The sequence below is a fragment of the Micromonospora purpureochromogenes genome, assembly GCF_900091515.1.
In the GTDB taxonomy this organism is placed as follows: domain Bacteria; phylum Actinomycetota; class Actinomycetes; order Mycobacteriales; family Micromonosporaceae; genus Micromonospora; species Micromonospora purpureochromogenes.
On the sequence record NZ_LT607410.1, the window covers coordinates 3,819,705 to 3,846,666 of the forward strand.

At 74.3% G+C, this 26,962-nt stretch carries 26 protein-coding genes and 1 tRNA gene; 17 read left to right on the top strand and 10 right to left on the bottom strand.

Translation table 11 applies throughout. The features are described from left to right. Positions 1 to 29 precede the first annotated feature (29 nt). Both GA0074696_RS17625 and GA0074696_RS17630 read right to left on the bottom strand, forming a co-directional pair. Positions 30 to 1,460, bottom strand: coding sequence for an MFS transporter (locus GA0074696_RS17625; protein ID WP_088962111.1), 1,431 nt, complete (start codon positions 1,458 to 1,460; stop codon positions 30 to 32). 37 nt (positions 1,461 to 1,497) lie between these two features. Then, complete coding sequence (locus GA0074696_RS17630) at positions 1,498 to 1,734, bottom strand: hypothetical protein (RefSeq protein WP_088962112.1); 237 nt, start codon at positions 1,732 to 1,734, stop codon at positions 1,498 to 1,500. A 138-nt stretch (positions 1,735 to 1,872) separates the two neighbouring features. Here GA0074696_RS17630 and GA0074696_RS17635 point away from each other — a divergent pair, with 138 nt between their 5' ends. Next, a complete protein-coding gene (locus GA0074696_RS17635; protein WP_088962113.1) occupies positions 1,873 to 3,051 on the top strand; it encodes a geranylgeranyl reductase family protein in 1,179 nt (392 codons plus the stop codon). Between the two features lie 10 nt (positions 3,052 to 3,061). Here the strand turns inward: GA0074696_RS17635 and GA0074696_RS17640 are convergent, their stop codons facing one another. After that, the gene (locus GA0074696_RS17640; protein ID WP_088962114.1) at positions 3,062 to 4,096 is read right to left on the bottom strand and encodes an NAD(P)-dependent alcohol dehydrogenase; all 1,035 of its coding nucleotides are present in this window, start codon (positions 4,094 to 4,096) and stop codon (positions 3,062 to 3,064) included. Between the two features lie 102 nt (positions 4,097 to 4,198). Here GA0074696_RS17640 and GA0074696_RS17645 point away from each other — a divergent pair, with 102 nt between their 5' ends. Then, on the top strand, positions 4,199 to 4,390 hold the full coding sequence (locus tag GA0074696_RS17645) for a hypothetical protein (RefSeq protein WP_088964645.1): 192 nt from the start codon (positions 4,199 to 4,201) through the stop codon (positions 4,388 to 4,390). Between the two features lie 78 nt (positions 4,391 to 4,468). Here GA0074696_RS17645 and GA0074696_RS17650 read toward each other — a convergent pair whose 3' ends face one another. Next, entirely contained in the window at positions 4,469 to 6,262 is a 1,794-nt protein-coding gene (locus GA0074696_RS17650; RefSeq protein ID WP_088962115.1) for a bifunctional metallophosphatase/5'-nucleotidase, read from the bottom strand. Between the two features lie 228 nt (positions 6,263 to 6,490). Between GA0074696_RS17650 and GA0074696_RS17655 the strand changes: the two genes are divergently transcribed. Next, positions 6,491 to 7,393, top strand: a complete 903-nt coding sequence (locus tag GA0074696_RS17655) for an SDR family oxidoreductase (protein WP_088962116.1) — start codon at positions 6,491 to 6,493, stop codon at positions 7,391 to 7,393. A gap of 31 nt (positions 7,394 to 7,424) precedes the next feature. Here the strand turns inward: GA0074696_RS17655 and GA0074696_RS17660 are convergent, their stop codons facing one another. Together GA0074696_RS17660 and GA0074696_RS17665 are read right to left on the bottom strand one after the other, a co-directional pair. Then, positions 7,425 to 8,084: a nucleotidyl transferase AbiEii/AbiGii toxin family protein gene (locus GA0074696_RS17660; protein WP_231925054.1), complete on the bottom strand. Its 660-nt coding sequence runs from the start codon at positions 8,082 to 8,084 to the stop codon at positions 7,425 to 7,427. Further along, on the bottom strand, positions 8,081 to 8,413 hold the full coding sequence (locus GA0074696_RS17665) for a hypothetical protein (RefSeq protein ID WP_088962118.1): 333 nt from the start codon (positions 8,411 to 8,413) through the stop codon (positions 8,081 to 8,083). Before GA0074696_RS17665 ends, GA0074696_RS17660 begins: the two co-directional genes overlap by 4 nt. Before the next feature lie 749 nt (positions 8,414 to 9,162). On the opposite strand from GA0074696_RS17665, the gene GA0074696_RS17670 reads away from it, so the two are divergent. From GA0074696_RS17670 to GA0074696_RS17715, 10 genes are all read left to right on the top strand, one after another. Beyond that, a complete protein-coding gene (locus GA0074696_RS17670; protein ID WP_088962119.1) occupies positions 9,163 to 9,756 on the top strand; it encodes a hypothetical protein in 594 nt (197 codons plus the stop codon). Between the two features lie 705 nt (positions 9,757 to 10,461). Further along, on the top strand, positions 10,462 to 13,758 hold the full coding sequence (gene fdh / locus GA0074696_RS17680; protein WP_269458674.1) for a formate dehydrogenase: 3,297 nt from the start codon (positions 10,462 to 10,464) through the stop codon (positions 13,756 to 13,758). Further along, positions 13,751 to 14,842 (top strand): 4Fe-4S dicluster domain-containing protein, encoded by a 1,092-nt coding sequence (locus GA0074696_RS17685; protein ID WP_088962122.1) that lies wholly within the window; start codon positions 13,751 to 13,753, stop codon positions 14,840 to 14,842. Before fdh ends, GA0074696_RS17685 begins: the two co-directional genes overlap by 8 nt. 449 nt (positions 14,843 to 15,291) lie before the next feature. Next, a complete protein-coding gene (nrfD, locus tag GA0074696_RS17690) occupies positions 15,292 to 16,323 on the top strand; it encodes an NrfD/PsrC family molybdoenzyme membrane anchor subunit (RefSeq protein WP_088964646.1) in 1,032 nt (343 codons plus the stop codon). 44 nt (positions 16,324 to 16,367) lie between these two features. Beyond that, positions 16,368 to 16,463, top strand: a tRNA-Sec gene (locus GA0074696_RS30835). A 24-nt stretch (positions 16,464 to 16,487) separates the two neighbouring features. After that, positions 16,488 to 17,792 carry an L-seryl-tRNA(Sec) selenium transferase gene (selA, locus tag GA0074696_RS17695; RefSeq protein WP_088962123.1) on the top strand — a complete coding sequence of 435 codons (1,305 nt, stop codon included), beginning with the start codon at positions 16,488 to 16,490 and terminating at the stop codon, positions 17,790 to 17,792. 1 nt (position 17,793) lies between these two features. Further along, positions 17,794 to 19,557, top strand: a complete 1,764-nt coding sequence (selB, locus tag GA0074696_RS17700) for a selenocysteine-specific translation elongation factor (RefSeq protein WP_088962124.1) — start codon at positions 17,794 to 17,796, stop codon at positions 19,555 to 19,557. 73 nt (positions 19,558 to 19,630) lie between these two features. Beyond that, entirely contained in the window at positions 19,631 to 19,828 is a 198-nt protein-coding gene (locus GA0074696_RS17705; RefSeq protein WP_088962125.1) for a hypothetical protein, read from the top strand. Positions 19,829 to 19,885: 57 nt separating this feature from the next. Next, the gene (locus GA0074696_RS17710) at positions 19,886 to 21,163 is read left to right on the top strand and encodes a hemolysin family protein (protein WP_088962126.1); all 1,278 of its coding nucleotides are present in this window, start codon (positions 19,886 to 19,888) and stop codon (positions 21,161 to 21,163) included. A 65-nt stretch (positions 21,164 to 21,228) separates the two neighbouring features. Next, complete coding sequence (locus GA0074696_RS17715; protein WP_088964647.1) at positions 21,229 to 21,414, top strand: hypothetical protein; 186 nt, start codon at positions 21,229 to 21,231, stop codon at positions 21,412 to 21,414. Between the two features lie 3 nt (positions 21,415 to 21,417). Here GA0074696_RS17715 and GA0074696_RS17720 read toward each other — a convergent pair whose 3' ends face one another. Then, the gene (locus GA0074696_RS17720) at positions 21,418 to 22,071 is read right to left on the bottom strand and encodes a hypothetical protein (RefSeq protein WP_088962127.1); all 654 of its coding nucleotides are present in this window, start codon (positions 22,069 to 22,071) and stop codon (positions 21,418 to 21,420) included. Positions 22,072 to 22,198: 127 nt separating this feature from the next. On the opposite strand from GA0074696_RS17720, the gene GA0074696_RS17725 reads away from it, so the two are divergent. Continuing rightward, positions 22,199 to 22,411: a hypothetical protein gene (locus tag GA0074696_RS17725; RefSeq protein ID WP_088962128.1), complete on the top strand. Its 213-nt coding sequence runs from the start codon at positions 22,199 to 22,201 to the stop codon at positions 22,409 to 22,411. Here the strand turns inward: GA0074696_RS17725 and GA0074696_RS17730 are convergent. From GA0074696_RS17730 to GA0074696_RS17740, 3 genes are all read right to left on the bottom strand, one after another. Beyond that, complete coding sequence (locus tag GA0074696_RS17730; RefSeq protein ID WP_088962129.1) at positions 22,408 to 22,884, bottom strand: hypothetical protein; 477 nt, start codon at positions 22,882 to 22,884, stop codon at positions 22,408 to 22,410. The genes GA0074696_RS17725 and GA0074696_RS17730 overlap by 4 nt on opposite strands. Then, entirely contained in the window at positions 22,881 to 23,090 is a 210-nt protein-coding gene (locus tag GA0074696_RS17735; protein ID WP_088962130.1) for a phosphatidylethanolamine-binding protein, read from the bottom strand. The genes GA0074696_RS17730 and GA0074696_RS17735 overlap by 4 nt, the downstream gene beginning before the upstream one ends. Before the next feature lie 72 nt (positions 23,091 to 23,162). Next, entirely contained in the window at positions 23,163 to 24,044 is an 882-nt protein-coding gene (locus GA0074696_RS17740) for a universal stress protein (protein WP_088962131.1), read from the bottom strand. A gap of 118 nt (positions 24,045 to 24,162) precedes the next feature. Here GA0074696_RS17740 and GA0074696_RS17745 point away from each other — a divergent pair, with 118 nt between their 5' ends. From GA0074696_RS17745 to GA0074696_RS17755, 3 genes are all read left to right on the top strand, one after another. Then, on the top strand, positions 24,163 to 24,909 hold the full coding sequence (locus tag GA0074696_RS17745) for an SAM-dependent methyltransferase (protein WP_088964648.1): 747 nt from the start codon (positions 24,163 to 24,165) through the stop codon (positions 24,907 to 24,909). Between the two features lie 72 nt (positions 24,910 to 24,981). Further along, complete coding sequence (locus GA0074696_RS17750) at positions 24,982 to 26,160, top strand: PP2C family protein-serine/threonine phosphatase (RefSeq protein ID WP_088962132.1); 1,179 nt, start codon at positions 24,982 to 24,984, stop codon at positions 26,158 to 26,160. A gap of 46 nt (positions 26,161 to 26,206) precedes the next feature. After that, positions 26,207 to 26,677 (top strand): MarR family transcriptional regulator, encoded by a 471-nt coding sequence (locus GA0074696_RS17755; protein ID WP_088962133.1) that lies wholly within the window; start codon positions 26,207 to 26,209, stop codon positions 26,675 to 26,677. The last annotated feature ends 285 nt before the right edge of the window (positions 26,678 to 26,962 follow it).

Here is a 26,962-nt window from a genome sequence, read left to right on the forward strand (position 1 = left end):
AGCCGGCGGAGCCAAATCAACCAGCGGAGTCACCCCCGCCGATGCCCCACCCAGATGTCCACCCCCGCCGCGACCAACGCCAGCACGACCACCCCCACCGCCAGCAACAACGAGTGCCGGAACGCCGCTGCCCAGTCCCCACCCGTGCTCGCGAGCGAGGAGAAGAACAGCGCCCCGACCGCCGCGATCCCGGCCGCCGAGCCGATCCGCTGGCCGGTCTGGAGCATTCCGGCCGCGCTGCCCGCCTGCGGCACCGGCACCTGGGAGAGGGTGAGGGTCTGGTTCGGCGTGATGACCAGCCCGCTGCCCAGCCCGGCCACCAGCAGCGGCACCGCGGTCAGCAGCGGTACGGAGTGCTGCGGCGAGCCGCGCAGCACGAGCACCACCGTGCCGAGGCCGATCACCACGACGGCCAGCCCGATGCCGACCAGCGGGCGGCCGAAGCGGTTGACGATCCGGCCGCCGAGCGTCGACGCGAGTGCGGAGCCGAGGGCGAACGGCGTGATCGCCAGGCCGGCGATCAGCGGGCTGTAGCCGAGGCCGTTCTGCAGGTAGAGCGTGAAGATGAAGAAGATGGCGGTGAACCCGCCGAAGTAGACCAGCGCGATCAACGCGCCGAGGGTGTACGAGCGCAGCCGGAACAGCCGCAGGTCGAACAGGGGTGTCCGGTGGCGGGCGTACCGGCGCTCCCAGAGGCCGAAGCCGACCAGGACCGCCAGGCCGGCCGGGACGAGCGCCCACTTCCATGGGCTCTCCCACTGCTCGCGTTGCACCAGCGGCAGCAGCACGAGCAGTACGCCGACGCCGAGCAGCAGGACGCCGACCGGGTCGAGGCGGTGCCGGTCGGGCTGCCCGGCCGGTCGGGCGGGCAGTAGCCGCCAGCCGAGCACCATCGCGAGGATGCCCACCGGCACGTTGACGAAGAACACCCAACGCCAGCCGTGCTCCTCGCCGCCGAGCTGGATGAGCAGCCCGCCGAGCAGCGGGCCGACCGCGGTGGAGATGCCGATGGTCGCGCCGAGCAGACCGAACGCCCGACCCCGTTCGGCGCCTTGGAACAGCTGCTGGATCAGGCCGGTCACCTGGGGGTTGACCACCCCGGCGGCGGCGCCCTGGAGCAGCCGGGTGGTGACCAGCCACGCGGGTGAGGTGGCCAGGCCGGCGAGGGCGCTGGTGAGCGTGAAGAGGGCGACGCCCACCACGAAGGCGGTGCGTCGCCCGCGAGCGTCGCCGAACCGGCCGGCGGGCACCAGGATCAGGCCGAACGTCAGCGCGTACCCGGAGAGCACCCACTGCAGGTCGCTCGGGCTCGCATGCAGCGCCCGGTCCATCGACGGGACGGCCACGTTGACGATGCTGACGTCCAGCAGCGTCATGAACGCCGCGACCAGCCCGACGCCGAGGGCCTGCCAGCGGCGTCGGTCACCCGCGTCCGTCACGGCGGCCCGTCGATCATCCATGACCGACCGCTACCCGGCGCCCCGTCGGGCAAACCGGTCACGCCATCTGGCGGGCGCACCACCGTGGGCCGAAGTCCAGACCGGCCATCGGGGAGTCCTCCCGGTGCAGCAGGTCCTTCTCGGTGAGCAGGTGCAACGGCCCGTGCACCTCCTCCTCCGCCATCCCCGCCTCCTGAGCGATCGAGTCGGGGTACGGGACCTGGCCGCGCGCCTCCAGCGTGGCGACCGCGTCGTACACCCGTACCTCGGCCTCCGACAGACGTACCTGCTGCATGGTGACCTCCTTGCCGTGACCCGCCCGTCGCACGGGCGGTCTGGGTACCGCGGCTTACCCGCCGAATGACCGACAATGCCCACCCGATCGGTCGGTCGTGAGCGGCCGGCCGCGCCGGGGTGCCCTAGGGTGGAGCCCGTGATCACCTGGGATCTCGTCGTCGTCGGCGCCGGCCCCGCCGGGCTCTCCGCCGCCCACGCCGCGGCCGGCGCGGGGGTGCGCACGCTGGTGCTGGACCGGGCCGTGCACCCGCGGTACAAGACGTGTGGCGGCGGCCTGATCGGCACCTCGCTGACGGCTGTCGCCGGCCGCATCGAGGTGCCCGCGCACGACCGGGTCGACCGGGTGACCTTCACCCGGGACGGGCGACGCGCCTTCACCCGCCGCAACCGCACCCCGCTGGTGGCCATGGTCCGCCGGGACGAGTTCGACGACCGGCTGCGCGCGGCCGCGGTCGCCGCCGGGGCCGAGCTGCGCGAGGGCGTCGCGGTGCGCGGCATCGACCAGGACCCCGACGGGGTACGCGTACGGCTGGCCGACGGTCGGAGCGTGCACGCCCGGACGGTGGTCGGGGCGGACGGTTCCTCGGGCGTCACCTCCCGGCACGTGGGTGTCCGTTTCCGCCAGGTGGACCTGGGTCTGGAGCGGGAGCTGCCGGTGCCGCCGGCGGAGCAGCGGCGCTGGCGCGGCCGGCTGCTGCTCGACTGGGGAGCGGTGCCCGGCTCGTACGCCTGGGTCTTCCCCAAGGGGTCGAGCCTGACGGTCGGGGTGATCGCCGCTCGCGGCGAGGGGGAGCGGACCCGCGAGTACCTGCGCCGCTTCGTCGACCGGCTCGGGCTGTCCGGGGTGGCGGCCGAGCACGACTCCGGGCACCTGACCCGCTGCCGGGCGGAGGGGTCACCGCTGCGGCACGGCCGGGTGCTGGTCGCCGGCGACGCGGCCGGCCTGCTGGAGCCGTGGAGCCGGGAGGGGATCAGCTACGCGCTGCGCTCCGGGGCGCTCGCCGGCGCGGCGGTCGCCGCCGGTGACCTGGCCGGCTACGAGCGGGACGTGACCGAGCAGCTGGTCCCGTCGATGCGGGCCGGGCACCGGCTGCTGGAGGTGTTCGAACGCCGGCCCGACGTCTTCCACGCCCTGCTGGCGACGCCGGCCGGCTGGGGGATGTTCGTCCGGTTCTGCCAGGGCCGGGCCAGCTTCGACCAGACGCTGATGCGGGCTCCCGTCCGGGCCGGGCTGGCCCTGCTGGACCGCCTCCCGCCGGTACGGCAGCGCACGCCGTCGGCCCCCGCCCAGCCCATGACCACCCGATCCGGCTGACACCCCTCGGTCACGGAACAACCACCGCCCGGCCCTGGATCTCACCCCGGCGCAGCAGGTCGTACACCTCCGGCGCCCGATCCAGCGGGAACGTCTGTACCTCGGCGCTGATCAGCCCGAGCTGACCCAGGGCGATCACTTCCTGGAGTTCGGCGCGGGTGCCCCAGAACGGGATGTCGACGCCGACCTCCAGCGGCAGGGTGGGCGGTGCGTCGACGACGGGCCGCACCGGCAGGGTGCCGCCGCCGAGGCCGACCAGCAGCAGCCGGCCGCCGGTGGCCACGACCGTGCGGGCGGTGGTCAGGGTGGCGTCGACACCGACACAGTCGATCACCACGTCGGCGCCGTCCGGCGAGGGCCCGACGATCTCCCGGATCCGGTCGACCGCCTCCGGGTCGGCCCGCACCACGTGGTGCGCCCCCATCCGGGTGGCCAGGTCCAGCGCGGCCACGTCAGTGTCCACCGCGATGATGTGTACCGCGGTGGTGGCCGCCAGGATCTGCACCGCCAGGTGGCCGAGGCCGCCGACGCCGATCACCACGCAGCAGGTGCCCGGTCGCAGCGCCGGGCGGGCCAGTTCGACGGCGTGGTACGGAGTCAGCCCGGCGTCGGTCAGCGGCGCGGCCTGGATCAGGTCCAGCTCGCCCACGGGCAGCAGGCGGGAGGCGGGCACCAGCACGTACTCGGCCAGCCCGCCGTCCCGGCTGAGCCCGATGCCACCGGGAGGCACCCGGCGGCACTGGTTCTCCCGCCCGCGCAGGCAGGCCCGGCAGCCGCCGCAGCCGATGATCCCGTAGACCGCCGCCCGGTCCCCGGGCGACCAGCCGGTGACGCCCGCGCCGGGCGTCTCCACCGTGCCGGCGATCTCGTGGCCCAGGGTGATCGGGGTGGGGAAGAACCCGGCGGGCGCGTCGAGGACGTGCAGGTCGGAGTGGCAGGCGCCGACGGCGCCGACGGCGAGCAGCACCTCGCCCGGCCCCGGCACGGGGGTGGGCACCGCCACCTGTTCGAGCACCCCGGGAGCGGTCATCCGTACCGCGCGCATGTCGTCCCCACCTCGTCGCCGACGCCAGGTCGCGGCGCGCTTACCCGCGCGGGCGTCGTTGATGCGACGGCGGTGCTGGACCGGCGGCGGCACAATGCGGGCATGACCGATCCGGAGCCCACCTCGTTCGACGACGAGGAGTACGCCTTCCTCCGCCACGTGCGCTTCGGTGAGCTGCCGCCGGCGGTCCGCCCCGACGAGCGGGTGGAGCTCACCGAGACCGATCCGCGGCGCGACCGGCCCGAGTCGACCAACGACGACGAGTGGCACCTCCGGCTCGGGCCGGGCGGCTGACCACGACCAGCGGGGCAGACACGAACGGGCCGCGGGTGTCGATCCCCGCAGCCCGTCGGCGTGTGTCGGTGGTACGGCTCAGAAGACCGGCACGCCCTCGCGCACCAGCTTCCAGTTCGGGACGTAGAAGTCGGCCGGGTCGATGGTCCCCTTCGCCTGCGCCCAGTCGATCAGCAGCTGGCGGATCTCCTGCTGCTCGTTGTAGACCTGGGTCTTGACGATGCCGGGGAAGTTGCCGCCGCCGCTGCGCCGGTAGTTGTTCACCGCGATGACGAACTGCGCGGTGTCGGCGACCGGGGTGTCGGTGCCCGCCAGCACCAGGCGGGTGATCCGCTGGCCGACCGGCTTGCTGATGTCGATGTCGTAGTCGACGCCCGAGATCACGTCGTAGTTGTAGTCCGGCACGGCCGGGTCGCTGATGGTGGCCGGGTCGACGGCCGCGCCCACCGGCAGGGTGACGAAGTACTTCGCCGAGTACTCCAGGTACGCCTTCACCTCGGCGCCGGTGAGCACCACGGCCTCGAGGGTGTTGTCGAAGACGTAGAGGCCGGCCACGTCGCGGATCCGCACGTCGCCCTGCGGGAAGACCGCGGTGCGGCTGAACGGGGCGGCGATCGACAGCACCGGCAGCGACGCGTACGACGTGCCGGCCAGCGCCGCGGTGACGACCTCGGTCTGGACGTGGTTGATGAAGTCCAGGATCGGGGTGTCCTTGTAGCGCGACTCGGCGGCCGACAGCTCCTCGGAGGACCGGGCGACGACAGTGTTGACGTAGTCGACGGTCTTGCCGTGCTGGCCGCGCACGGCCGCGAGCACCGCCGGGTCCTCGACCACCGTGTTGGTGTTCAGCATGGTGGCGCGCTTGGTGAGGACCTTCCAGGTGCCGCGTACCTTCTGGACGGTGAAGTCCATCCGGGTCAGCCGCTGGCCCCACTTGGACGGCTCGGCGGTGAGCACCTGCGCGCCGGTGGCCGTGTTGGTGACGAACTTCTCCACCACCTCGGCGTGGGCGTGACCGAAGAGGATCGCGTCGATGCCGGGGACCTGCTGGGCGATCAGCGCGACCGGGTTCTCGTTCGGCAGCTCCGGGCCGTAGCTGGAGGTGCCGCTGTCGCCGCCGTGCGCCGAGATGATGACCAGGTCGGCGCCGCGCTCACGCATGATCGGCACCCACTTGGCGGCGGTCTCCACCATGCCCGGGAAGACCAGCTTGCCCTCGACGTTGCCCTTGTCCCAGATGGCCACGCCCGGGTTGGTGAGGCCGAGGATGCCGACGTTGATGGTCGGGGAGTCCCAGCCGCCGAGGCGGACCTTCTTGATCACGTACGGCAGGTAGGCCGGCTTGCCGGTGGCCGCGTTGACCGCGTTGGCGGCGAGCGCCGGGAAGCCCAGCTGCGAGATCCAGGTGGCCAGCAGCGGCAGGCCGTAGTTGAACTCGTGGTTGCCCAGCGTGACGGCGTCGTACTTCAGGATGTTCATGGCGTTCGCCATCGGGTGCGTCTCACCGCTGGTGGTGATCGGCTCCTGCTTGGCGTAGTACGTGGCCAGCGGCGTGCCCTGGATGGTGTCGCCGGCGTCGAGGACCAGGGTCGCCTTGCCCTTGCGCTCGGCGCGGATCTGGTTGACCAGGGTGGCCAGCTTGGCGACGCCGACGTCGTTGTGCTTGCTGTCGTCGTACTCGGCGTCCTTGTAGTAATCCCAGTTGTAGACGTTGCCGTGCGTGTCCGACGTGCCGAGCACGGTCAGGTCCCAGGTCTGCGGTCCCGTCGCTTCGGCGGCCCGGGCGGGGGCGCCGGCGATCAGGGGGGCGGTCGCCGCGGCGGCGGCGACGGCCAGCACCTGGCGCCGCGAGGCGCCGGAGGAGGAGGTCATGCGGTGCCTTCCAATGGGGGTGAGGCGCCTCGTGGGCGCCCTTGCGCACCATAACGAGCCGCTGTCACTACCGCCACAGCGGCCCGAGGTGTTCCACCCCACCAGCGCCGCCGGCCACCGTGGCGTAACACCGAGGTCATCCCGGCGGCGGTCGCCCTCGTTTCCGGCCCGGTCCGCCGGGTAGGGCAGACGAGCAGAAGGCCGGACGAACTACCCCGAGGAGCACCGGTGAGCGAGGACCAGTACAGCCAGCAGGACCCCACCGAGCAGTACGGCCAGCAGCAGGGCCAGCCCGCCCAGCAGCAGTCCGCGCCCGGCTCGACCCGCGAGATGGGCCCGAAGCCCGACCACGGCGAGGAGTCGTACCGGGGCAGCGACCGGCTGAGCGGCAAGCGGGCCCTGATCACCGGCGGTGACTCCGGCATCGGCCGCGCGGTGGCGATCGCCTTCGCCCGGGAGGGCGCCGACATCCTCATCTCCTACCTGGGCGAGGAGGAGGACGCCGACGCCCGGGAGACGGTGCGGCTGGTCGAGGAGGCCGGCCGCCGGGGCGTGGCGGTGCGTACCGACCTCACCGACGAGGGCCACTGCCGGGAGCTGGTCAAGCGGACCCTGGCCGACCTGGGCGGCCTCGACATCCTGGTGAACAACGCCGCCTACCAGATGTCCCAGGACGACGGCATCGCCGGCATCAGCACCGCGCAGTTCGACCGGGTCCTCAAGACCAACCTGTACGCCATGTTCTGGCTGTGCCAGGAGGCGATCCCGCACCTGGACGACGGCGCCACGATCATCAACACCACGTCGATCCAGGCCTTCGACCCGTCACCGCAGCTGCTCGACTACGCCACCACCAAGGCGGGGATCGCGAACTTCACCAAGGGGCTCGCGGCGCAGCTCGCCGAGAAGGGCATCCGGGTCAACGCGGTGGCCCCCGGCCCGATCTGGACGCCGCTCATCCCGGCCACCATGCCGCAGGAGAAGGTCAAGCAGTTCGGCACGGACACCCCGATGGGACGACCCGGCCAGCCGGCGGAGCTCGCCCCCGCGTACGTCTTCTTCGCCTCGCAGGAGTCCAGCTACGTCACGGGCGAGATCCTCGGCGTGACCGGCGGCCGCTTCACCAAGTGAGCACGGCGCGCCCCGCTGGCCGTCGCGGCGGTCAGCGGGGCCAGGCGGCCAGCCGGCGACGGACCTCGGCGATGCGCGGCGCGTCCAGGCCGTAGCGGGTGAACCGTTGGTCCGGCACCCGGTCCAGGTAGCGGCCCGCCTCCCGGACGTCGTCGTCGTCCAGCGCCGGGTCGACCTGCCGGGCCAGCGCCAGCAGCTCGGCCACCGGGTAGTGGTCCAGCGCCGCCGACACGTCGATGTAGTCGCGGACCTCGCGCCGGTTCACCAGCGCGGCGGTCTTGTTCGCCACCAGGTCGCGGACGTCCATCACCGGGCCGAAGTCCATCACCACGGGGGAGCGGTACCGGTCGAGCCGGGCGAGGCTCAGCCGGATCCGCCTCGGGCCGCGGGTGACCACGAAGTCCTTCATGTCGCGGTCGAAGCCGTCGAACAGCCCGCCCAGGTCGCTGTCCGGGTCGGCGTCGGCCACCTCGAACCCGGCGCGCTCCAGCGCCGCCCGCACCTCCGCGGCGGCGGCCGCGGCCGCGCCCTCCACGTCGGCGAACAGGTCGACGTCCTCGGTGGGGCGGGTGACCAGCCCGTGCGCGGCCCAGGCCACCCCGCCGCCGAGCACGAACCGGTGCGGGCCGGCCGCGGTGAGCGCCACCCGGGCGACCTCCCGGTAGAACTCGTGCAGGTGGGGGCCGCTCACGCGGTACGCAGACCCCGGTGCCGGCTCTCCCACGCCTGCCGGACGCCCCGGGGCAGGTTCAGCCGCCGCCACACCCGCCGCAACGTCCGGCCGTTGATCAGGTGCCGCAGGTCCTCGGCGCGGGTGGTCTCCCGCAGCACGTTCTCGTACATCCAGAGCAGCTGGTCCGGGTCGCCCAGGTCGAACGTCCGGTCGGCGTTCCACATCAACCGCACCGGCAGCTCCACCAACCCACGGGTGGGGCCGGCCAGCTCCGCCAGGGTGCGCGCCACCACCGCCGGACGGCCCGGGCGGGCCAGGTGGGGCGCGGTGCTGACGACGGCCTGCATGGTGTCAGGGTAACGCCGACTGCGCTCCGCGCAGCCGACCCGGTCGCCCGCATTCCGCTCTCCGCCCATTTCCCCTGTCTCGCGTCCCCGCTCCCACCACCCCGCGCCGGCCGCTCACGCCCGTTTCCGGCCCCGATCATCCGGCGAGACAGGCCGGCCTCGACCGCCTCAGGCCGGCCGCCCGGTCGGTGTTCGGTCAGTGCGCGACCAAGGTCCGCGCTCGCGCCTACTGGCGGCACCGCTGCGAACTGAGGGCGGAAAGGCGTGGAAGTCCGGTTCCGGTCGTTCGCCGTGGCGGGCTGTCCGGTTCCAGCCTCGGATCGAGGCGCCTGGGGTGTCCCGCTGCGGATCGGCCTCGCCGTGCTGGATATCCGGTTACAAGCTCGGCTGGGCGTGCCCATTTGTCCGGATCTGGGCGCGCGAGTGGTGGGTCGTCCGGTGACCGGGGGCACTGTGGCGGTGGAATGGTGGCCGGCCCGGGGTCGTTACATCACTTGGACGATCGCAGCAGCACCCCCCGCTGGCCTGGCCCGATCACCTGGGCCGCCCGGGATGCGGGCCCCCGGAATGATGGTGGGCCGCCGGTCGTTACACATGGACCCGGCGCCGCGAGCCCCCCGCTCGTGAAGCCTGCCGGGCAGAGACTTTTCCCCCTTTGTGTGTGAGCGCCTGCTCGTGGTGCTTACGCCGCCTGTCATGTCGATCCCCCGGTCGACCGGCGGCGTCAACCCCCTGAAGGAGCTTCCCCCATGAACACCACCATTCTGCGTAAGAGCGTGCTGGGTATTGCTGGTCTGGCCTTCGCCGGTGGCGTCTTCGCCGGCCCGGTCACCGAGGCCCACGCCAACCCGGTGGACGCCAAGGCCGTCGCCGTGGTGCAGGCCGACAAGCCGGGTGTGGATGAGGGCAAGTTGATCCCGCACGGTGTGCAGGGCAAGCAGTCGCGCATCGATGTGGGCGCCGAGCAGACGAAGAATGTGAAGGCGATCATCGCGGCGACGAAGAAGTCGGGCATGGATGAGCGGGCCGCCGTCGTGGCCATCGCGACCAGCCTGCAGGAGTCGAAGTTGGAGAACCTGGGTCACCTGGGTGAGCGCAACGACTTCGACTCGCAGGGCCTGTTCCAGCAGCGCCCGTCCTCGGGTTGGGGCACGGTCGAGCAGATCACCGACCCCGAATACAGCACGATGGCGTTCCTCAAGGGCCTCAAGCAGGTCGACGGCTGGCAGGACATGCCGCTGACCAAGGCAGCCCAGACCGTGCAGGTCTCGGCCTACCCCGACCACTACGCCCAGTGGGAGCAGCAGGCCGCCGACCTCGTCGCCAAGCACTGGAACAACTGACCCACCTGAACACTCACGCTGGCCGGCACCCCCGAGCGGGGTGCCGGCCAGCGGCGTATCCGCCCGGGAACCCACCCGGTCCGAGCGAATCTTGGACACTTACCGTTCCGTCGGAACGGCAACTGTCCAAGATCCCCCGGACCGGACCCCGACCACCCCGTTGATCATGAGGTTGGCGGCGGTGGGGGAGATTCACTCCGCTGCCAACCTCATGATCAACCCATGCCGGTAGGCGCGGCGCGGCGCGGTAGGGGTGGAGGGTGCGGGGCGGCGAGGGCCGGGCGGAGGGCGCGCACGACGGGGGTGTGGCCCGCCGTGCCCGGCGCAGGGATCAAGCCTGACCGCCCGGAGCCGGGCACGGCGGGCCACACCCCACCACCGCAACCCACGGACCCAGTGGCACGCGTCACGAAGGCAGATGGAAGACCCGGAGCGGGTAGCCTGTTGAGTCAGGTGTCGGTGTGTCCAGTGTCCCCGGGCCTCACCTAAATTGCCTTCGCGGAATACCGTTCGGCTGGAGCCGCGTCGTGCCACTCGCCGAGAGGCGACCTGCACACCGACACCCCAGCGCCGCCCCCGACCCACCAGGGCCGGGGGCGGCGCTGTCTGTACCGGCGGAAAGCGATCCCTCCGCTCCGCTCGCGGGCGCCGCCGCGCTGTCCTATCTTCAGAGGGTCGACGGCGTCGGGGAGGGGGTGCGGGAGCATGGGTCTGCGTACCTTCATCGAGGGTTGGCCGGTCTACCGGCAGCTCACCGGCACCGACCCGCTGGGTCGGGGTGCCGCCGCGCAGTCCGGCCGGTCCGCCGAGCTGACCGCGCGCACCGAGACGGCGGACAGCATGGCCCGCTCGGTCTGCCCGTACTGCGCCGTGGGCTGCGGGCAGCGGGTGTTCGTCACCGACGGTCGGGTCACCCAGATCGAGGGCGACCCGGACAGCCCGATCTCCCGCGGCCGGCTCTGCCCGAAGGGTTCGGCCAGCAAGAGCCTGGTGACCAGCCCGCTGCGGCAGACCACGGTCCGCTACCGCCGGCCGTACGCCACCGAGTGGGAGGACCTGGAGCTCGACACCGCGCTCGACATGATCGCCGACCGGATCCTCGCCGCCCGCGAGGAGACCTGGGAGGACGTCGACAGCGAGGGCCGGCCGCTCAACCGGACGCTGGGCATCTCCAGCCTGGGCGGGGCGACGCTGGACAACGAGGAGAACTACCTCATCAAGAAGTTGTTCACGGCGATGGGGGCGCTCCAGATCGAGAACCAGGCGCGTATTTGACACTCCGCCACCGTCCCCGGTCTGGGGACCAGCTTCGGTCGCGGTGGCGCGACGGACTTCCAGCAGGACGTCGCCAACGCTGACGTCATCGTCATCCAGGGCTCGAACATGGCCGAGGCCCACCCGGTGGGCTTCCAGTGGGTGATGGAGGCCAAGCGACGCGGCGCCAAGGTGTTCCACGTCGATCCCCGGTTCACCCGGACCAGCGCCGTGGCCGACACGTACCTGCCGATCCGCGCGGGCACCGACATCGCGCTGCTCGGCGGGGTGGTGCGCTACATCCTGGAGAACGAGCTGGACTTCCGGGAGTACGTGCTGGCGTACACGAACGCCGCCACCATCGTCAGCGAGCGGTACGTCGACGCCGAGGACGGTGACGGCTTCTTCTCCGGATTCGATCCGGAGACCAGCAGCTACGTGCAGGACAGCTGGCAGTACGAGGGCCACGAGGGTACCTCCGGCAGCGGGCACACCGCCAAGGAGCGGGACAGCGCGGCCGGGCTGCGACACGAGTCGCACGGCGCGCAGGTCGCCGGTCAGGTGCCGCGGGACGAGACGTTGCAGCACCCGCGCTGCGTCTACCAGATCCTCAAGCGGCACTTCGCCCGCTACACGCCCGAGATGGTGGAGCGGGTCTGCGGCATCCCGCAGGAGAGGTTCCTGGAGCTGGCCCGCGCCTGGACGGAGAACTCCGGGCGGGAGCGCACCGGGGTGCTCATCTACTCGGTGGGCTGGACCCAGCACAGCGTCGGCGTGCAGTACATCCGCACCGGCGCGATCATCCAGCTCCTGCTGGGCAACATGGGTCGGCCTGGCGGCGGGATCCTGGCGCTGCGTGGGCACGCCAGCATCCAGGGGTCCACCGACATCCCGACGCTGTTCAACCTGCTTCCCGGCTACCTGCCGATGCCGCATCACGCCGACCACCCGACCTTCGACCAGTGGGTGGACAGCATCCGGCACCCCGGGCAGAAGGGTTTCTGGGGCAACGCGCGCGCCTTCGGGGCGAGCCTGCTCAAGGCGTACTGGGGTGAGGCGGCGACGCCGGAGAACGACTTCTGCTACGGGTACCTGCCCCGGATGACCGGCGACCACGGCACCTACCAGCAGGTGCTGAACATGATCGACGGCAAGGTCAAGGGCTACTTCCTGCTCGGCCAGAACCCGGCGGTCGGCTCCGCGCACGGTCGCGCCCAGCGCCTGGGCATGGCCAACCTCGACTGGCTGGTCGTCCGCGACCTGTTCATGATCGAGAGCGCGACCTTCTGGAAGAACGGCCCGGAGGTCGCCACCGGCGAGATCGTGCCGCAGGAGTGCCGCACCGAGGTGTTCTTCCTGCCCGCCGCCTCGCACGTGGAGAAGGAGGGCACCTTCACCCAGACGCAGCGACTGTTGCAGTGGCGGGAGAAGGCGCTCGACCCGCCGGGCGACGCCCGCTCCGAGCTGTGGTTCTTCTACCACCTGGGTTGTCGGCTGCGGGAGAAGCTGGCCGACTCGGACCAGCCGCGGGACCGGGCGCTGCTCGACCTGGCCTGGGACTATCCCACGCACGGTCCGCACGCGGAGCCCAGCGCCGAGGCGGTGCTGCGCGAGATCAACGGGTACGACGTGGCGACCGGGCGCCCGCTGTCCGCGTTCGCCGAGGCCAGGGACGACGGGTCCACCGCCATCGGCTGCTGGATCTACACCGGCGTCTACGCCGACGGGGTCAACCAGGCCGCCCGGCGCAAGTCCCGGCACGAGCAGGACTGGGTGGCCGCCGAGTGGGGGTGGGCCTGGCCGGCGAACCGCCGAACGCTCTACAACCGCGCCTCGGCCGACCCGCAGGGCCGCCCGTGGAGCGAGCGCAAGCGCTACGTCTGGTGGGACCCGGACGCCGGGGAGTGGACCGGCTACGACGTACCGGACTTCGAGAAGACCAAACCGCCGACGTACCGGCCGCCGGAGGGCGCGTCGGGGCCGGCGGGGATCGCCGGTGACGACCCGTTCGTCATGCAGCCCGACGGCAAGGGCTGGCTGTACGCGCCGAGCGGGGTGCTCGACGGCCCGCTGCCGACGCACTTCGAGCCGGCCGAGTCGCCGCTGCGCAACCCGCTCTACGGTCAGCAGGCCAACCCGATCCGGAAGGTCTACGACCACCCGGTGAACTCGGTGAACCCGAGCCCGCCCGAGGAGCACAGCCAGGTCTTCCCGTACGTGTTCACGGTGAGCCGGCTGACCGAGCACCACACGGCCGGCGCGATGAGCCGGACGGTGCGGCCGCTGGCCGAGTTGCAGCCGGAGATGTTCGTCGAGGTGTCGCCGGAGCTGGCCGCCGAGACCGGGGTGACCCACCTGGGCTGGGCGCACCTGGTCAGCGGCCGGGCGGTGATCGAGGCGAAGGTGCTGGTCACCGACCGGCTCACCCCGCTGCGGGTGGACGGCCGGGTGATCCACCAGATCTGGCTGCCGTACCACTTCGGCTTCGAGGGCCTGGTGACCGGCGACTCGGCCAACGACCTGTTCGGCATCACCCTGGACCCGAACGTACTGATCCAGGAGAGCAAGGTCGGCACCTGCGCCGTGCGGCCCGGGCGGCGGCCGACCGGGCCGGCCCTGCGGGACCTGGTCGCCGACTACCAGCGGCGGGCCGGGATCGTGCCGGGACGGTCGGCGCCCACGGTGACCGACGGGGTACGCCCCCCTGCGCCGCCGCCAGGCGAGGGGGAGGATGTCGACGATGCCTGACGCCAACAGCCTCTACGGCCCCCTCGACCCCGCCCCGGACGCCGGCTGGGTCGACGCCGGCCCGCGGGTGGGTTTCTTCACCGACACCAGCGTCTGCATCGGCTGCAAGGCGTGCGAGGTGGCCTGCAAGGAGTGGAACGGGGTACCGGACTCCGGGTTCGACCTGCTCGGCATGTCGTACGACAACACCGGCGCGCTGACCGCCAACTCCTGGCGGCACGTGGCCTTCATCGAGCAGCCCGTCCCGGCCGGGCACCGCACCCCGCCGTTCGCCGGCACCCCGACCGACGGGTCGGTCAGCGCGTCCTCGGCGGCCGTGGCCGCCGGCACCGGCAACCCGACCGGCACCGACCCGGGTGTGCCGCCGGGCTCGGCCTCCGCCGCCGCCCGGATGGCCGTGGCCGGCGCCGCCGCACCGGCCACCGATGGCGGCAACGGCACCGGTACGGGCGGCCAGTTCCTCGGCATGCCCGGTTCGCAGCCGCCCGGCCGGTCCACCGGCGTCGAGGAGCGCACCGACTTCCGCTGGCTGATGATGTCGGACGTCTGCAAGCACTGCACCCATGCCGCCTGCCTGGACGTCTGCCCGACCGGCTCGCTGTTCCGCACCGAGTTCGGCACGGTGGTGGTCCAGGAGGACATCTGCAACGGCTGCGGCTACTGCATCTCGGCCTGCCCGTACGGGGTGATCGACCAGCGTAAGGGCGACGGCCGGGCGTGGAAGTGCACCCTCTGCTACGACCGCCTGGGCGCGGGCATGACGCCCGCCTGTGCGCAGGCCTGCCCCACCGAGTCGATCCAGTTCGGCCCGCTGGACGAGCTGCGGGAGCGGGCGGCGCGGCGGGTGGCCCAGCTCCACGAGCGGGGCGTGCCGGAGGCGCGGCTCTACGGCAACGACCCCACCGACGGCGTCGGCGGTGACGGCGCGTTCTTCCTGCTGCTCGACGAGCCCGAGGTGTACGGCCTGCCGCCGGACCCGGTGGTGACCACCCGCGACCTGCCGAAGATGTGGAAGCGGGCCGGGTTGGCCGCGCTGGCCATGACGGCGGCCGTGGTCGCCGCGTTCGTCGGGGGTTCGTCGTGAGTCCGGACCGCGCGCCCGTCGGCTCGCTGTTCCGTCGCTTCCGCGACCGGCTGGAGACGCAGGGACCGGGCCGCCTCGGCGGCCCCGGCCACCGGGGCGGCCACGGGCCGAAAGTCGGCGTGGGGCCCGCCGGCCCCGAGCCGTCGGAGCCCTCCGCCGGAGAACCCGGCGGTCCGGGCGACGACCAGCGGCGGGTCGGTGCGGGCGCCATGACGTCCGGACCCGCCCCCGCGCCCGACCAGGCCACCGTGGACGCCCGCCGAGCGACAGGGCCTGACCGGGCCGCCATGGACGCCCGGGCAACAGGGCCCGACCAGGCCACCGTGGACGCCGCGCGGACGACGGAGGCGGACCGGGGCGCCGTGAACGGGGCCCGGGCCATCGACCGCGAAGGCCGTGCGCGCGGTACCGGCGTCGGTGCGGCCCGTACCGACTCGGGAGCCGCCGAGGTGCACCTCGCCCCGCACCCGCCCCGCGACGTCGCGCCGGTCGATCGCCGCGCTCGCCGCAGACGAGCGGGGCGCGGCGGCGAGGAACTGCGCGTGCCGGAGGCCGAGTTCACCTCGTACTACGGCCGACCGATCCTCAAGGCGCCGGTGTGGCGGTGGGACATCGCCGCGTACCTGTTCACCGGGGGCCTGGCCGCCGGCTCCTCGCTGCTGGCCGCCGGCGGGCAGCTCACCGGCCGCCCCGCCTTGCGCCGCGCCGGCCGGGTCACCGCGCTGGGCGCGGTCACCGCCAGCGCGTACTTCCTGATCCACGACCTGGGGCGGCCGTCCCGCTTCCACCACATGCTGCGGGTCGCGAAGCCGACCTCGCCGATGTCGGTGGGCACCTGGATCCTGAGCGCCTTCGGGCCGGCCGCCGGCGTTGCGGCCATCGCCGAGGCGGCGCCCTGGCTCCCCGAGCGCGGCGTGCTCGGGCTGGCCCGCCGGGTGCTGCCCCCGGTCGGGCAGGCCGCCGGGCTGGCCGCCGCCGCCACCGCGCCCGCCCTGGCCACGTACACCGGGGTACTGCTGGCCGGGACGGCGGTGCCGTCCTGGCACGAGGCGTACCCGGAACTGCCGACCATCTTCGCGGGGAGCGCGCTGGCCAGCGGCGCCGGCGTGGGGCTGATCGCCGCCCCGTGCGCGCAGGCCGGCCCGGCGCGGCGGATGGCCGTGGCCGGCGCGGCGCTGGAGCTGCTCGGTTCGCACTCGGTGGAGACCCGGCTCGGGCTGCTCAGCGAGCCGTACCGGACGGGCCGGGCCGGCCGGTTGCTGCGCGCCGGGCGGGCGCTGACCGCCGCCGGGGTGGCCGGGGCGCTGGTCGGCCGGCGCAGCCGGGTGATCTCCGCGCTCTCCGGCGGGGCGCTGCTCGCCGCGTCGGTGGCCACCCGGTTCGGCATCTTCCACGGCGGCGTCGCCTCGGCCCGCGATCCGAAGTACACGGTCGTGCCGCAGCGGGAGCGGGTGCGCCGCCGCGAGGCCGGCGAAGGCTGAGGCTCGCCGCGCGGCGGGCCGAGGGCTGTGGTTGACTCCTGGGCGGAGGCGTTCAGGAGGCTGGTGCCCCTCCCGGTCTTCAAAACCGGTGTGGCCCGGGACCCGGGTCAGGCGGGTTCGATTCCCGTCCGTCTCCGCCAAACCGCTCGAGAGAGATGACGCGCATGGGCGAGGCGCCGGCCGACCCACGGCGGCGGGTGCCGCGCACCGACACCCTGCTCGCCGACCCGCGCCTGGCCGCGGCGGTCGCCACCCTCGGCCGCGAGCGGGTCAAGGCCGCCGTGGGCCGCGCCCAGGAGCGCGCCCGCCGCGGCGACATCACCCCCGAACAGGTACCCGACGACGTCCTCGCCGCGCTGCCCGCGCCGGCGCCGCGCGCGGTGCTCAACGCCACCGGCGTCGTGCTGCACACGAACCTCGGCCGGGCGCCGCTGTCGGCCGCCGCCGTCGAGGCGGTCGCCGCCGCCGCCGGGCACACGGACGTGGAGCTGGACCTGCGCACCGGACGGCGCGCCCGGCGGGGACGCGACGCCCTCGACGCGCTCGCCGCGGCGGTGCCGGACGCGGCGGCCGTGCATGTGGTGAACAACGGCGCCGCCGCGCTGGTCCTCGCCGCCACCGCCCTGGCCGCCGGCGCCGAGATCGTGGTGAGCCGGGGCGAACTGGTGGAGATCGGCGACGGGTTCCGCCTGCCCGACCTGCTGGAGAGCACCGGCGCCCGGCTGCGGGAGGTCGGCACCACCAACCGCACCGCCCTGGCCGACTACGCGGCGGCGATCGGCCCGGCGACCGGCTTCGTGCTGAAGGTGCACCCGTCGAACTTCCTGGTCACCGGCTTCACCTCGGCCGTGCCGGTCCGCGCGTTGGCCACCCTCGGTGTGCCGGTGGTGGCCGACATCGGCTCCGGGCTGCTCGCGCCGGACCCGCTGCTGCCCGACGAGCCGGACGCCGCCGGCACCCTACGGGCCGGCGCGGCGCTGGTCACCGCCAGCGGCGACAAGCTCCTCGGCGGGCCGCAGGCCGGGCTGCTGCTCGGCGACGCCGCGCTGGTCGAGCGGCTGCGTCGGCACCCCCTCGCCCGTGCGCTGCGGGTCGACAAGCTCACCCTGGCCGCCCTGGCGGCCACCCTGCACGGCCCGGACACCCCCACCCGGTCCGCCCTGCACGCCGACCCCGCCGCGCTGCGGGAGCGTGCCGAACGACTGCGTGACGCGCTCGGCGCCGACGGCTGCAAGGCCGAGGTGGTGCCGAGCAGCGCCGTGGTCGGCGGTGGCGGCGCACCCGGCGTCGTGCTGGACTCGTGGGCGCTGAGCCTGCCCGAGGCGTACGCCGGGCCGCTGCGCCTCGGCGCGCCGCCGGTGCTCGGCCGGGTGCTGCGTGGCCGCCTCCTGCTGGACCTGCGCTGCGTCCCCGCGGCCGCCGACGACACCCTGCGCGCCGCGGTGCTGCGGGTCCCGGCGGCCGGCTGACATGTACGTCGTCGCCACCGCCGGCCACGTCGACCACGGCAAGTCGACGCTGGTCCGGGCGTTGACCGGGATGGAACCCGACCGGTGGGCCGAGGAACGCCGCCGGGGCATGACCATCGACCTCGGCTTCGCCTGGACCACGCTGCCCGCCGGCGGCACCATCGCCTTCGTCGACGTTCCCGGCCACGAGCGCTTCGTGCCGAACATGCTCGCCGGCGTCGGGCCCGTCCCGGCCGCGCTGGTGGTCGTCGCCGCCGACGAGGGCTGGATGCCGCAGTCCGCCGAGCACCTGGCCGCGCTGCACGCGCTCGGGGTGCCGTACGGGCTGCTGGCGGTGACCCGCGCGGACCTGGCCGACCCGGGGCCCGCGCTGGCCCGGGCCCGGGCCGAGCTCGCCGCCACCAGCCTCGGCGCGGTGGAGGCGGTACCGGTCAGCGCGGTCACCGGCGCGGGCCTGCCCGAGCTGCGCGCCGCCCTGGACCGGCTGGTCGCCCGCCTGCCGGCAGCCGCGCCGGACGTGCCGGTGCGGCTCTGGGTGGACCGGTCCTTCACCATCCGGGGCAGCGGCACCGTGGTGACCGGCACCCTCGGCGGCGGCCGGCTGCTGGTCGGCGACCAGCTGGAGCTGGCCACCACCGGCGAGCCGGTCCGGGTACGCGGCCTGCACTCCCTCGGCGCCGCCCACGACCGGGTGGCCGCGGTGGCCCGGGTCGCGGTCAACCTGCGAGGCGTGCCGAAGGACCGGTTGGGCCGGGGTGACGCGCTGCTCACCGCCGGCCGGTTCCGGCTCACCGACCTGCTCGACGTCCGGCTGGCCGGCGACCCGGCCGGCGACCTGCCCGCCACCCTCACCCTGCACGTGGGCTCGGCGGCCGTGCCGGCCCGGGTCCGCCCGCTCGGGCACGACACCGTCCGGCTGCGGCTGGCCCGGCCGCTGCCGTTGCTCGTCGGTGACCGGGCGCTGCTGCGCGACCCCGGACGGCACCACGTCAGCGGCGGGGTGACGGTGCTGGACGTGGCGCCACCGCCCCTGCGCCGGCGCGGCGCCGCCGCGGCCCGGGCCGCCGTCCTCGCCGACCTCGACGGGCGGCCCGACCTCGCCGGGGAGCTGCGCCGCCGGGCCCTGGTCCGCGCCGGGGAGCTGACCCGGATGGGGGTGCGGGCCACCGTCGCCCCGGTCGCCGGCGACTGGCTCGCCGACCCCGAGCACTGGCGGCGGCTGGCCACCCGGCTGGCCGAGGAGACCAAACGGTACGCGCGCGAGCACCCCCTCGACCCGGGCGTCCCGGTGGAGGTGCTGCGCCGGCGTCTCAACCTGCCCGACCGCGCGCTGGTCGAGGCCCTGGTCCGCCCGCCGCTGACGCTGCGCGCCGGCCGGGTCACCGCCGCCGAGGTCGACGCGCTGCCCGCACCGGTGGCCCGGGCCGTGCAGCGGGTCCGCGCCGAGTACGCCGACCACCCGTTCCGCGCCCCCGAGGCGGACCGCCTGGCCACCCTCGGCCTGGGCCCCCGGGAGATCGGCGCTGCCGTGCGCGCCGGGGCGCTGCTGCGGCTGGCGGAGAACGTGGTGCTGCTGCCCGGCGCGGTCGACGACGCGGTCCGGGTGCTGGCCGGGCTGCCGCAGCCGTTCACGCTCAGCGCCGCCCGGCAGGCGTTGGACACCACCCGCCGGGTCGCCGTGCCGCTGCTGGAACTGCTGGACCGGCGCGGCGCCACCCGCCGGCTGCCCGACGACGCCCGCGAGGTGGTCGGCCGCCCGTCCTGACCTCCGCAATCTCAGGCTGCGGGCTGGCCCGAAGCCGCACCGGGGCGGGCGCCGGGTCGCCTACCGTGACGCCATGGACCCATCGGCGGTCTGGCGGGACAAGAACCACCGCTGGCGGATCGAGGCGTACCGGGCGCCGGACCTGCGGTTCGCGATCTTCGCCACCAACGGCACCACCGAGTCCGCCCCGCTGTGGCTGTTCGGCATGTCGGCGCTGGCCCGCTGGCTGATGACCCACGCCATCTCCCTCGACGACCTGGAAAACGACTGACCCGGCCTCCCCGGCGGCACCGCTGCGGTTGAGTAGGGGCCAGGTGGAGGGGGTGGCATGCTCGGGCAGCTCGCACTGGTGGCGGTGCTGGTGCTGGTCAACGCCGCCCTGTCCGGCAGCGAGATGGCGCTGGTGACGCTGCGGGAGGCCCAGCTGCGCCGGCTCGGGCGCTCCGGTCGGGCCGGGGCGCGGCTGGCCCGGCTGGCCCGGGAACCGAACCGCTACCTGGCCACCATCCAGCTCGGCATCACCCTCGCCGGGTTCCTCGCCTCGGCGGCCGCCGCCGTCTCGCTGGCCCAGCCGCTGATCGGCCCGCTCGGCTTCCTCGGCGGCGCGGCCCGGCCGGTGGCCGTGGTGCTGGTGACCGTGGTGCTGACCTTCGTCACCCTGGTCGTCGGGGAGCTGGCCCCGAAACGGCTGGCGATGCAGTGGGCGGAGCGGTGGGCGTTGCTCAGCGCGCCCCCGCTGGACGTGCTGGCCCGGCTGTCCCGGCCGGCGGTCTGGCTGCTCAGCCGCGCCACCGACCTGCTGGTCCGGCTCGCCGGCGGGGACCCGCGGGCGCGGCGCCAGGAGGTGACCGAGGAGGAGCTGCGGGAGATGCTGGTCAGCCAGCGCGGGCTGTCGGCGCAGCAGCGGGAGATCCTGTCCGGGGCGTTCGACATCGCCGGCCGTACCCTGCGGGAGATCCTGGTCCCCCGACGGGACGTGACGGTGCTGCCCGCCTCGCTGTCGGCCGCGGAGGCGATGCGCCGGATGGCCGCGACCGGGCGCTCCCGCGCCCCGGTGGTGGGGCCGGGTGGGCTCGACGACGTCCGGGGCATGGTGCACATCCGCGACCTGGTCGACGGCCACGGCGACACGGCCGGCCAGCGGGCCCGCCGACCGGTGCTGCTGCCCGGCACGCTGCCGGTCGCCGACGCCATGCGCCAGCTGCGGCAACGCCACGAACAGCTCGCCCTGGTGGTCGACGAGTACGGCGGGATCGACGGCCTGATCACCATGGAGGACCTGCTGGAGGAGGTGGTCGGCGAGCTGTACGACGAGACCGACCGGGACGTCTCCGGGGTGCTGCGGGAGGCGGACGGGGCGCTGCTGCTCCCCGGTGACTTCCCGCTGCACGACCTGGCCGACGTGGGGGTGCGGCTGGCCTTCCCGCTGCCGCGCGACTACACCACCGTCGCCGGGCTGGTCCTGGCCGGGCTGGGCCGGCTGCCCGAGCGGCCGGGGGAGTCGGTGCGGCTGCCCGGACTCACCGTCGAGGTGGTCGAGGTGGCCGACCGGGCGGTCCGGCAGGTCCGGCTGCGCGGCCCGGCGGCCGGCGGCCGGGCGGAGTGACCCGGACGGGTTACCGGCCACGAAAACCGCCGTACCGGGGCGGAACCCGTCGTACCGTGCGGAACGTGAAGGACCGAGGAATGCGGACGTTCCTGGCGGTGCTCGCCGGACTGGCGGTGATCTACTTCGGCGCCACCGGGCGCAGCGCCGAGGAGGGCGGCGGGATCTCCGGCGGGGTGGTCCTGCTGGCCCTGGCCGCCGCGCTGCTGGTGTGGAACCTGACCAAGCCGGGGGACAAGCCGGTCAAGTGAGGCTCAACGCGCCGCCGCCGTCCGGTTGACCTCGCCCGCGGACTCCTCGCCGAGGGCCACCCGGACCAGCGCCGAGGCGAGTCGGCCGAAGTCCCCCTCGCCGACCAGGCCGGCCAGCCCGCGCGGGTTCGCCGGCAGCCCGAGCCGCTGCGCCCCGGTCAGGGTCCGCCGGTCGGCGTACGGGCGCACGTCCGGCCAGACCTCCTGCGCCTCCCGCAGGAAGATGTCCGCGCCGGTCGGACCGATGCCGGGGAACTCGGTGAGCAGCCGGCGCAGCGCGGTTGGCTGCCCGTCGGCCTCCCGGTGCAGCCGGCGCAGGTCACCGTGCCAGCGGTCCAGGCAGAGCCGGGCGCCGGTGCCGAGCATCGTGGCGGTCCGCTCGTCGTAACGGCGGTAGTGCCCGCGCCCCAGCGCGTCGACCCGCTCCTGCCAGCTCGCCGCCTCCATCGCCTGCGGGGTGCGCCAGCCGGCGGCGAAGAGTTCCCGCGCGGCGGCGAGCGCCACCCCCGCCCGGATCCGGGTGCTCAGCAATGTGGCCAGCACCAGCAGTTGGTACAGCGGCCCCGGCCGGTCGGTCAGCCGGATGCCGGCCTCCTCGGCGTAGGTGCGTCCCTGTCGGTCCAGCAGGGCCCGGGCCACCCGTCGGTCGTCCCCCATCACCGTGCAGTACCCGCCCTGGCGCGGATCAGCCGGGCCGCCGCCGGTCGAATGTGCGCCACGGCGGCGGGTAAGCCGACGGGGTGCGCGACCTGTCGGCCGTGCACCCCGTCGGAAGGAGAGACCCGTGGTGAACCCGCAGCAGATGGAGTTCCGCCGCAACGCCAAGGGCGCGACCAGTACGGACAGTCGGAAGACCGCCACGCACGCGAGCGGGCATCCGCTGAACAAGGGCACGTCCAACGCGGACGTGGGGCGGCCGGTGCCGAAGGGGCAGGTGTCGCCGTACGGCCCGGCCGGTGAGCCGATCGCCGAGGACGACACCGACGACCGGGGCTAACCGCACCGCAGGGAGGGCGGCCGCAGCCGGTTCAAGGTGGCTGCGGCCGCCATTCCGTACGCCAGGTGCGGCACGAGGTCGGCGACCCAGTCGGACCGGCGCCAGGTGCGCGGGTCGCTGATCCGCAGGACGGCCAACGAGCCGCCCGTGGTGGCCATCACCGCGCCGCCGAGCAGCGCGGTCGCCACCGGCAGCGGCATCCGGCGGGTGCCGGCGAGCACCCCGAACACGGCGCCGGCCCCGATACCCAGGGCGTAGCCGAGGACGGCCCCGAGGCCCGAGCGGCGGTTGGCCGCCCGGTCCTCGGGGCCCAGGTCCACATGCGCGAGACCGGCGAGCCGTCCGACGGTCTCCTCCGGGGTGCTGCTCGTCGGTCGGGCCCGGACCGCTACGTCCAGGTAGCTGACCACGTTCAACGCGGCGCTGCCGACCGCGCCGGCGATCGCCCCGTCGACCACACCCGAAACCCTCACTTCGGATCGCCGGGTTCGCGCTCACCCTTCGGGCCGAACGTCCGTTCCCCCCGGACCACGCCCCGTTGGCCGCGATCCTCCTGCAGGATCCGGTTGGCGACCTGGTTGGCTTCCTGGTCCGCCGCCCGCCCCGACTGCTCGATCAGGTCGCGCAGGCGCGCGCGTGCCTTGTCGTACGCGTTGCTTCCCGGCCGTGGTCCTGGCATCGCCGCCTCCTCGGTCGCTGTCACCGCGTGCCGTACCCGCGCCGTCTACCCGTCTGCCGGCGGGTCAACCGCTCAGTCCGGGGTACGCACCACGACCACCGGGCAGGCGCTGTGGTGCAGCACCCCGTGGCTCACCGAGCCGAGCAGCAGCCCGGCCAGTTGGCCGCGTCCCCGGCCGCCGACCACCACCAGCAGTGCCCGGCGGGACGCGGCGGTGAGCGCGGCGACCGCCCGTTCCCGCACCACCTCGCGGATGATCGGCAGGTCCGGGTACCGCTCGCCGATGCCGGCGAGGGCCTCGACGAGCACCCGGTCCTCCTCGGCGCGCAGTTCGGACTCGTCGTAGACCAGCGGCTGCATGTCGCCGGGGCCGCCGGAGGCCGGGTGGCGGTAGGCGTGCACGGCGTGCAGCGCGGCGCCCCGGATGTCGGCCTGCTCGGCGGCGAACTCCACGGCCTCCCGCGCCGCCGGGGAGCCGTCCACCCCGACCACCACCGGGCCGCCACCGTGTTCCTCGCCGCGCACCACCAGCACCGGGCACTGCGCGTACGTGGCGACCTGCACCGCCACCGAGCCGAGGATCAGCGCGCCGAAGCCGCCCAGCCCGCGGTCACCGAGCACGACCAGGGCGGCGGTGGGTGTCTCGCCGAGCAGCACCGCCGACGCCTCGCCGTCGATGATCTCGCCGGTCACCCGGATCCCCGGTACGGTCGCCTCCGCCTCGGCGACCGCCCGCGCGACGAGTTCCTCCGCCTGGTGGCGCAGGCCGCCACCGGGCGGGGCGTCGGCGAGCGGGCCTACGGGCACCCGCAGCAGCGGCCAGATGAACCCGTGCACCACCCGCAGTGGCCGGTGCCGGCGGGCCGCCTCCGCCGCGGCGAGCCGGACGGCGCGCAGCGCCGGCTCCGAGCCGTCCACGCCCACCACCACCGCCGCGCCGTTCGCCGAGTTCACCGCCGCGCACCTCCTGCCCGCGGCCAGTATCGCGGCCCGGCGACTGTCGCCGGGGCGATACCGCGAGGGCGGTCGCCTCGCTACGCTGTCGCCCACCCGTCGGAAGGGAGCGCCGTCGATGGCCGAGCCGGAGCAGCCGAGCACCGCCCGCATGATCGACTTCTGGTTGGGCGGTGAGCACCACTTCCCGGTGGACGTGGCGGCGGGCCGTGCCTTCGAGGAGGCGTACGGGCCGTGCGCGGCGATCTTCCGGGACCTGCGGGACTTCCTCGGCCGGGCGGTCGGGGCCGTCGCCGAGGCCGGGGTCGACGGCTTCCTCGTCCTCGGGGCCGGCCTGCCCACCCGGGGCAACGTGCACGAGGTGGCCACCTCCGCCACCGTGCTCTACACCGACGTCGACCCGGTCACCATCCGCCTCGGGCAGCGCATCCTGGCCGGCAGCGACCGCGCCGGCTACGGCTACGGCGACGCCACCGACATCGGCACCGTCGACCCGGCCCAGCTGCACCGCTTCGTGCCCGGCTGGGGGAGGAGACCGGTCGGCGTGGTCTTCCTCGGCCTGGCCGCCTTCCTGGACGACGAGACGCTGGCCCGGACCCTCGAGGAGGTCTACGACGCGGTGGCGCCGGGCAGCTTCCTGGCGTTCGACTTCGACAGCGAGGAGCTGGCCGGGCATCCGCAGGCGCTGGCGATGATGGGGCCGCAGTTCCGGATGCGGACGCCGGCGTCGTTCGCCCCGCTGCTGGGGCGGTGGGTGCCGACGGCCGAGGGCATCGTGCCGGTGGCCCGGTGGCGGCCGCGGGGCGAGCCGGCCGCGGTGCCGGACGCGTTCCTCGGCGGGCTGGCCGGCAAGCCCACCGACTGACCGGCCGGTGCGGCATCCGGCCGCGCGTCCGTATGATGCTTGCCCTACAGCAAGAATATCTGGAGGACGAACATGCCGGACGTGCCCGCAGCGGTGTCCCGCGCGCTGCGCGCCGCCCCGCCGGACCAGCTGGTGGAGGCCGCGGACCGGGTCGTCCGGTCGCGGCTCGCCGCCTCGCGCACCGACGTGTTCCTGGCCGACTACCGGATCACCGGGCTCTGGCCGGTCCTCGACCCCGACCTGCCGGACGCCGGCTTTCTCGCCTGCCAGGGGGTCGCGCAGCGCTGCTTCAGCAGCCAGCAGCCGGTGCTGGACGCCCGGGACGACGGGCACTGCCGCGTCTGGGTGCCGCTGACCGCCTGGGGGGAGCGGCTCGGGGTGCTGCTGGTCGAGCTGACCGGGCCGGCGGACGCGCAGACGGTGGCGTCGATCGGCGAGGTCGCCGACGAGCTGGCCATCGCGCTGCGCGCGGCCGACCGGGAGACCGACCGGTACCGCCGGGCCCGCCGCCGGGAACGGCTCAGCATGGCCGCCGAGATGCAGTGGGACCTGCTGCCCGGACGCAGCGTGCGGCACCACGCGTTCCTGCTGGCCGGCCAGTTGGAGCCGGCGTACGGCGTGGGCGGGGACCACTTCGACTGGTCCGTCGACTCGGACCGGCTCACCGTCACCGTGCTCAACGGGACCGGCACGGGCATGTCCGCCGCCCTGCTGACCACGTTGACCGTCAACGCGATGCGCAACGCCCGGCGCTCCGGCGGCGGGCTGGTGGAGCAGGCCGAGCTGGCCTCGGACACCATCCACTACCAGCACCGCGGCCGGCGGCACGTGGCGACGTTGCTGCTCACCGTCGACACCGTCACCGGGCGGGTACGCGCGGTGGACGCGGGTTCGCCGCACCTGCTGCGGGTCCGTGGCGCCACGGTGACGCCGATCGAGCTGGACCGCCAGCTCCCGCTGGGCATGTTCGCCGAGACGCGCTACGACGTGCAGGAGTTCGACCTGGAGCCGGGGGACCGCCTCTTCGTGGTCAGCGACGGCGTCTACGACGCGCAGCCGGGCGGCCAGGAGGCGTACGGGGAACGGGCGATGGCGCGTTCGATGCGCTCCACGCGGTTGCAGCCGGCGACCGAGGCGGTTGGTACCGTGATGCGCGAACTGTTCGCTTACCACGCCGAAGCGGACCTGCGCGACGACGCCGTCGTCGTCTGTCTGGACTGGGTCGGTGTCAGCGATCGGGGCGATCGGTAGCAGGCCGGCAGCCGGGTACGAGCGGAACAATCGCAGGGGGCACCGGGTGGAGCGACCTCCGAATCTCGCCGCGGCGATCGATGCTGCCGCCGAGGCGCTGATCGGTGTGCTCGACTCCGCCACCTCGCGGCACCACGTCACCGTCCCGCCGACGCAGTTGCGGGTGCTCGCCCTGATCAGCGCGCGGCCGGACACCAACGTGAACCGGCTGGCGGAGCTGCTCGACGTCGTACCCTCCTCGGCCAGCCGGCTCTGCGACCGACTGGAGGCCACCGGCCTGCTGCGCCGGGTGGCCGACCCGCGCGACCGGCGGGAGGTCCGGCTGGTCCCCACCGCCGCGGCCCAGACCCTGCTCCGCGAGCTGAAGGAGCGGCGCCACCAGGCCGTGCAGGCGATCCTCGACCGGATGCCGGCGCGGGCGCAGCACGACCTGCTGCTGTCGTTGCTGGCCTTCGCGCAGGCCGTGGAGGCCGGTGCGGCGGCGCAGCCGGACGCCACCGCCGCGCGCACCGCCTGACCTCTTCACCCAGGCACGGAGCCGGCCCCCACTCCACTAGTGTCCTAGGATGCCTTACACGTGGTGACGCACCGCACACCGAACAACCGGGAAACGACGGAAGCGCGGCCCCGAGGGCCGATACGTGAGCCCGATATAGTGGCAACTCGCCGGCCCGCGATCACCACGTCGGGACGGCATCAGGGGAGGCCCCAGCCGGGGCCGCCGAGGCGCCGGCGCTGGCCGGCCCGTCAGCGCGCACGTCCCGCCGAGGCGCCCAGCAGGCGTCCGGTCCGTGCTGCGGAG

Coding starts and splice junctions, on each gene's coding strand:
- GA0074696_RS17710 (WP_088962126.1), top strand. CDS start 19,886: ATGCTCGGGCAGCTCGCACTGGTGGCGGTGCTGGTGCTGGTCAACGCC.
- GA0074696_RS17630 (WP_088962112.1), bottom strand. CDS start 1,734: ATGCAGCAGGTACGTCTGTCGGAGGCCGAGGTACGGGTGTACGACGCG.
- GA0074696_RS17745 (WP_088964648.1), top strand. CDS start 24,163: ATGGCCGAGCCGGAGCAGCCGAGCACCGCCCGCATGATCGACTTCTGG.
- GA0074696_RS17650 (WP_088962115.1), bottom strand. CDS start 6,262: ATGACCTCCTCCTCCGGCGCCTCGCGGCGCCAGGTGCTGGCCGTCGCC.
- GA0074696_RS17685 (WP_088962122.1), top strand. CDS start 13,751: ATGCCTGACGCCAACAGCCTCTACGGCCCCCTCGACCCCGCCCCGGAC.
- GA0074696_RS17625 (WP_088962111.1), bottom strand. CDS start 1,460: ATGGATGATCGACGGGCCGCCGTGACGGACGCGGGTGACCGACGCCGC.
- selB (WP_088962124.1), top strand. CDS start 17,794: ATGTACGTCGTCGCCACCGCCGGCCACGTCGACCACGGCAAGTCGACG.
- GA0074696_RS17750 (WP_088962132.1), top strand. CDS start 24,982: ATGCCGGACGTGCCCGCAGCGGTGTCCCGCGCGCTGCGCGCCGCCCCG.
- GA0074696_RS17665 (WP_088962118.1), bottom strand. CDS start 8,413: ATGCAGGCCGTCGTCAGCACCGCGCCCCACCTGGCCCGCCCGGGCCGT.
- GA0074696_RS17705 (WP_088962125.1), top strand. CDS start 19,631: ATGGACCCATCGGCGGTCTGGCGGGACAAGAACCACCGCTGGCGGATC.
- GA0074696_RS17645 (WP_088964645.1), top strand. CDS start 4,199: ATGACCGATCCGGAGCCCACCTCGTTCGACGACGAGGAGTACGCCTTC.
- selA (WP_088962123.1), top strand. CDS start 16,488: ATGGGCGAGGCGCCGGCCGACCCACGGCGGCGGGTGCCGCGCACCGAC.
- GA0074696_RS17640 (WP_088962114.1), bottom strand. CDS start 4,096: ATGCGCGCGGTACGGATGACCGCTCCCGGGGTGCTCGAACAGGTGGCG.
- GA0074696_RS17720 (WP_088962127.1), bottom strand. CDS start 22,071: ATGGGGGACGACCGACGGGTGGCCCGGGCCCTGCTGGACCGACAGGGA.
- GA0074696_RS17670 (WP_088962119.1), top strand. CDS start 9,163: ATGAACACCACCATTCTGCGTAAGAGCGTGCTGGGTATTGCTGGTCTG.
- GA0074696_RS17735 (WP_088962130.1), bottom strand. CDS start 23,090: ATGCCAGGACCACGGCCGGGAAGCAACGCGTACGACAAGGCACGCGCG.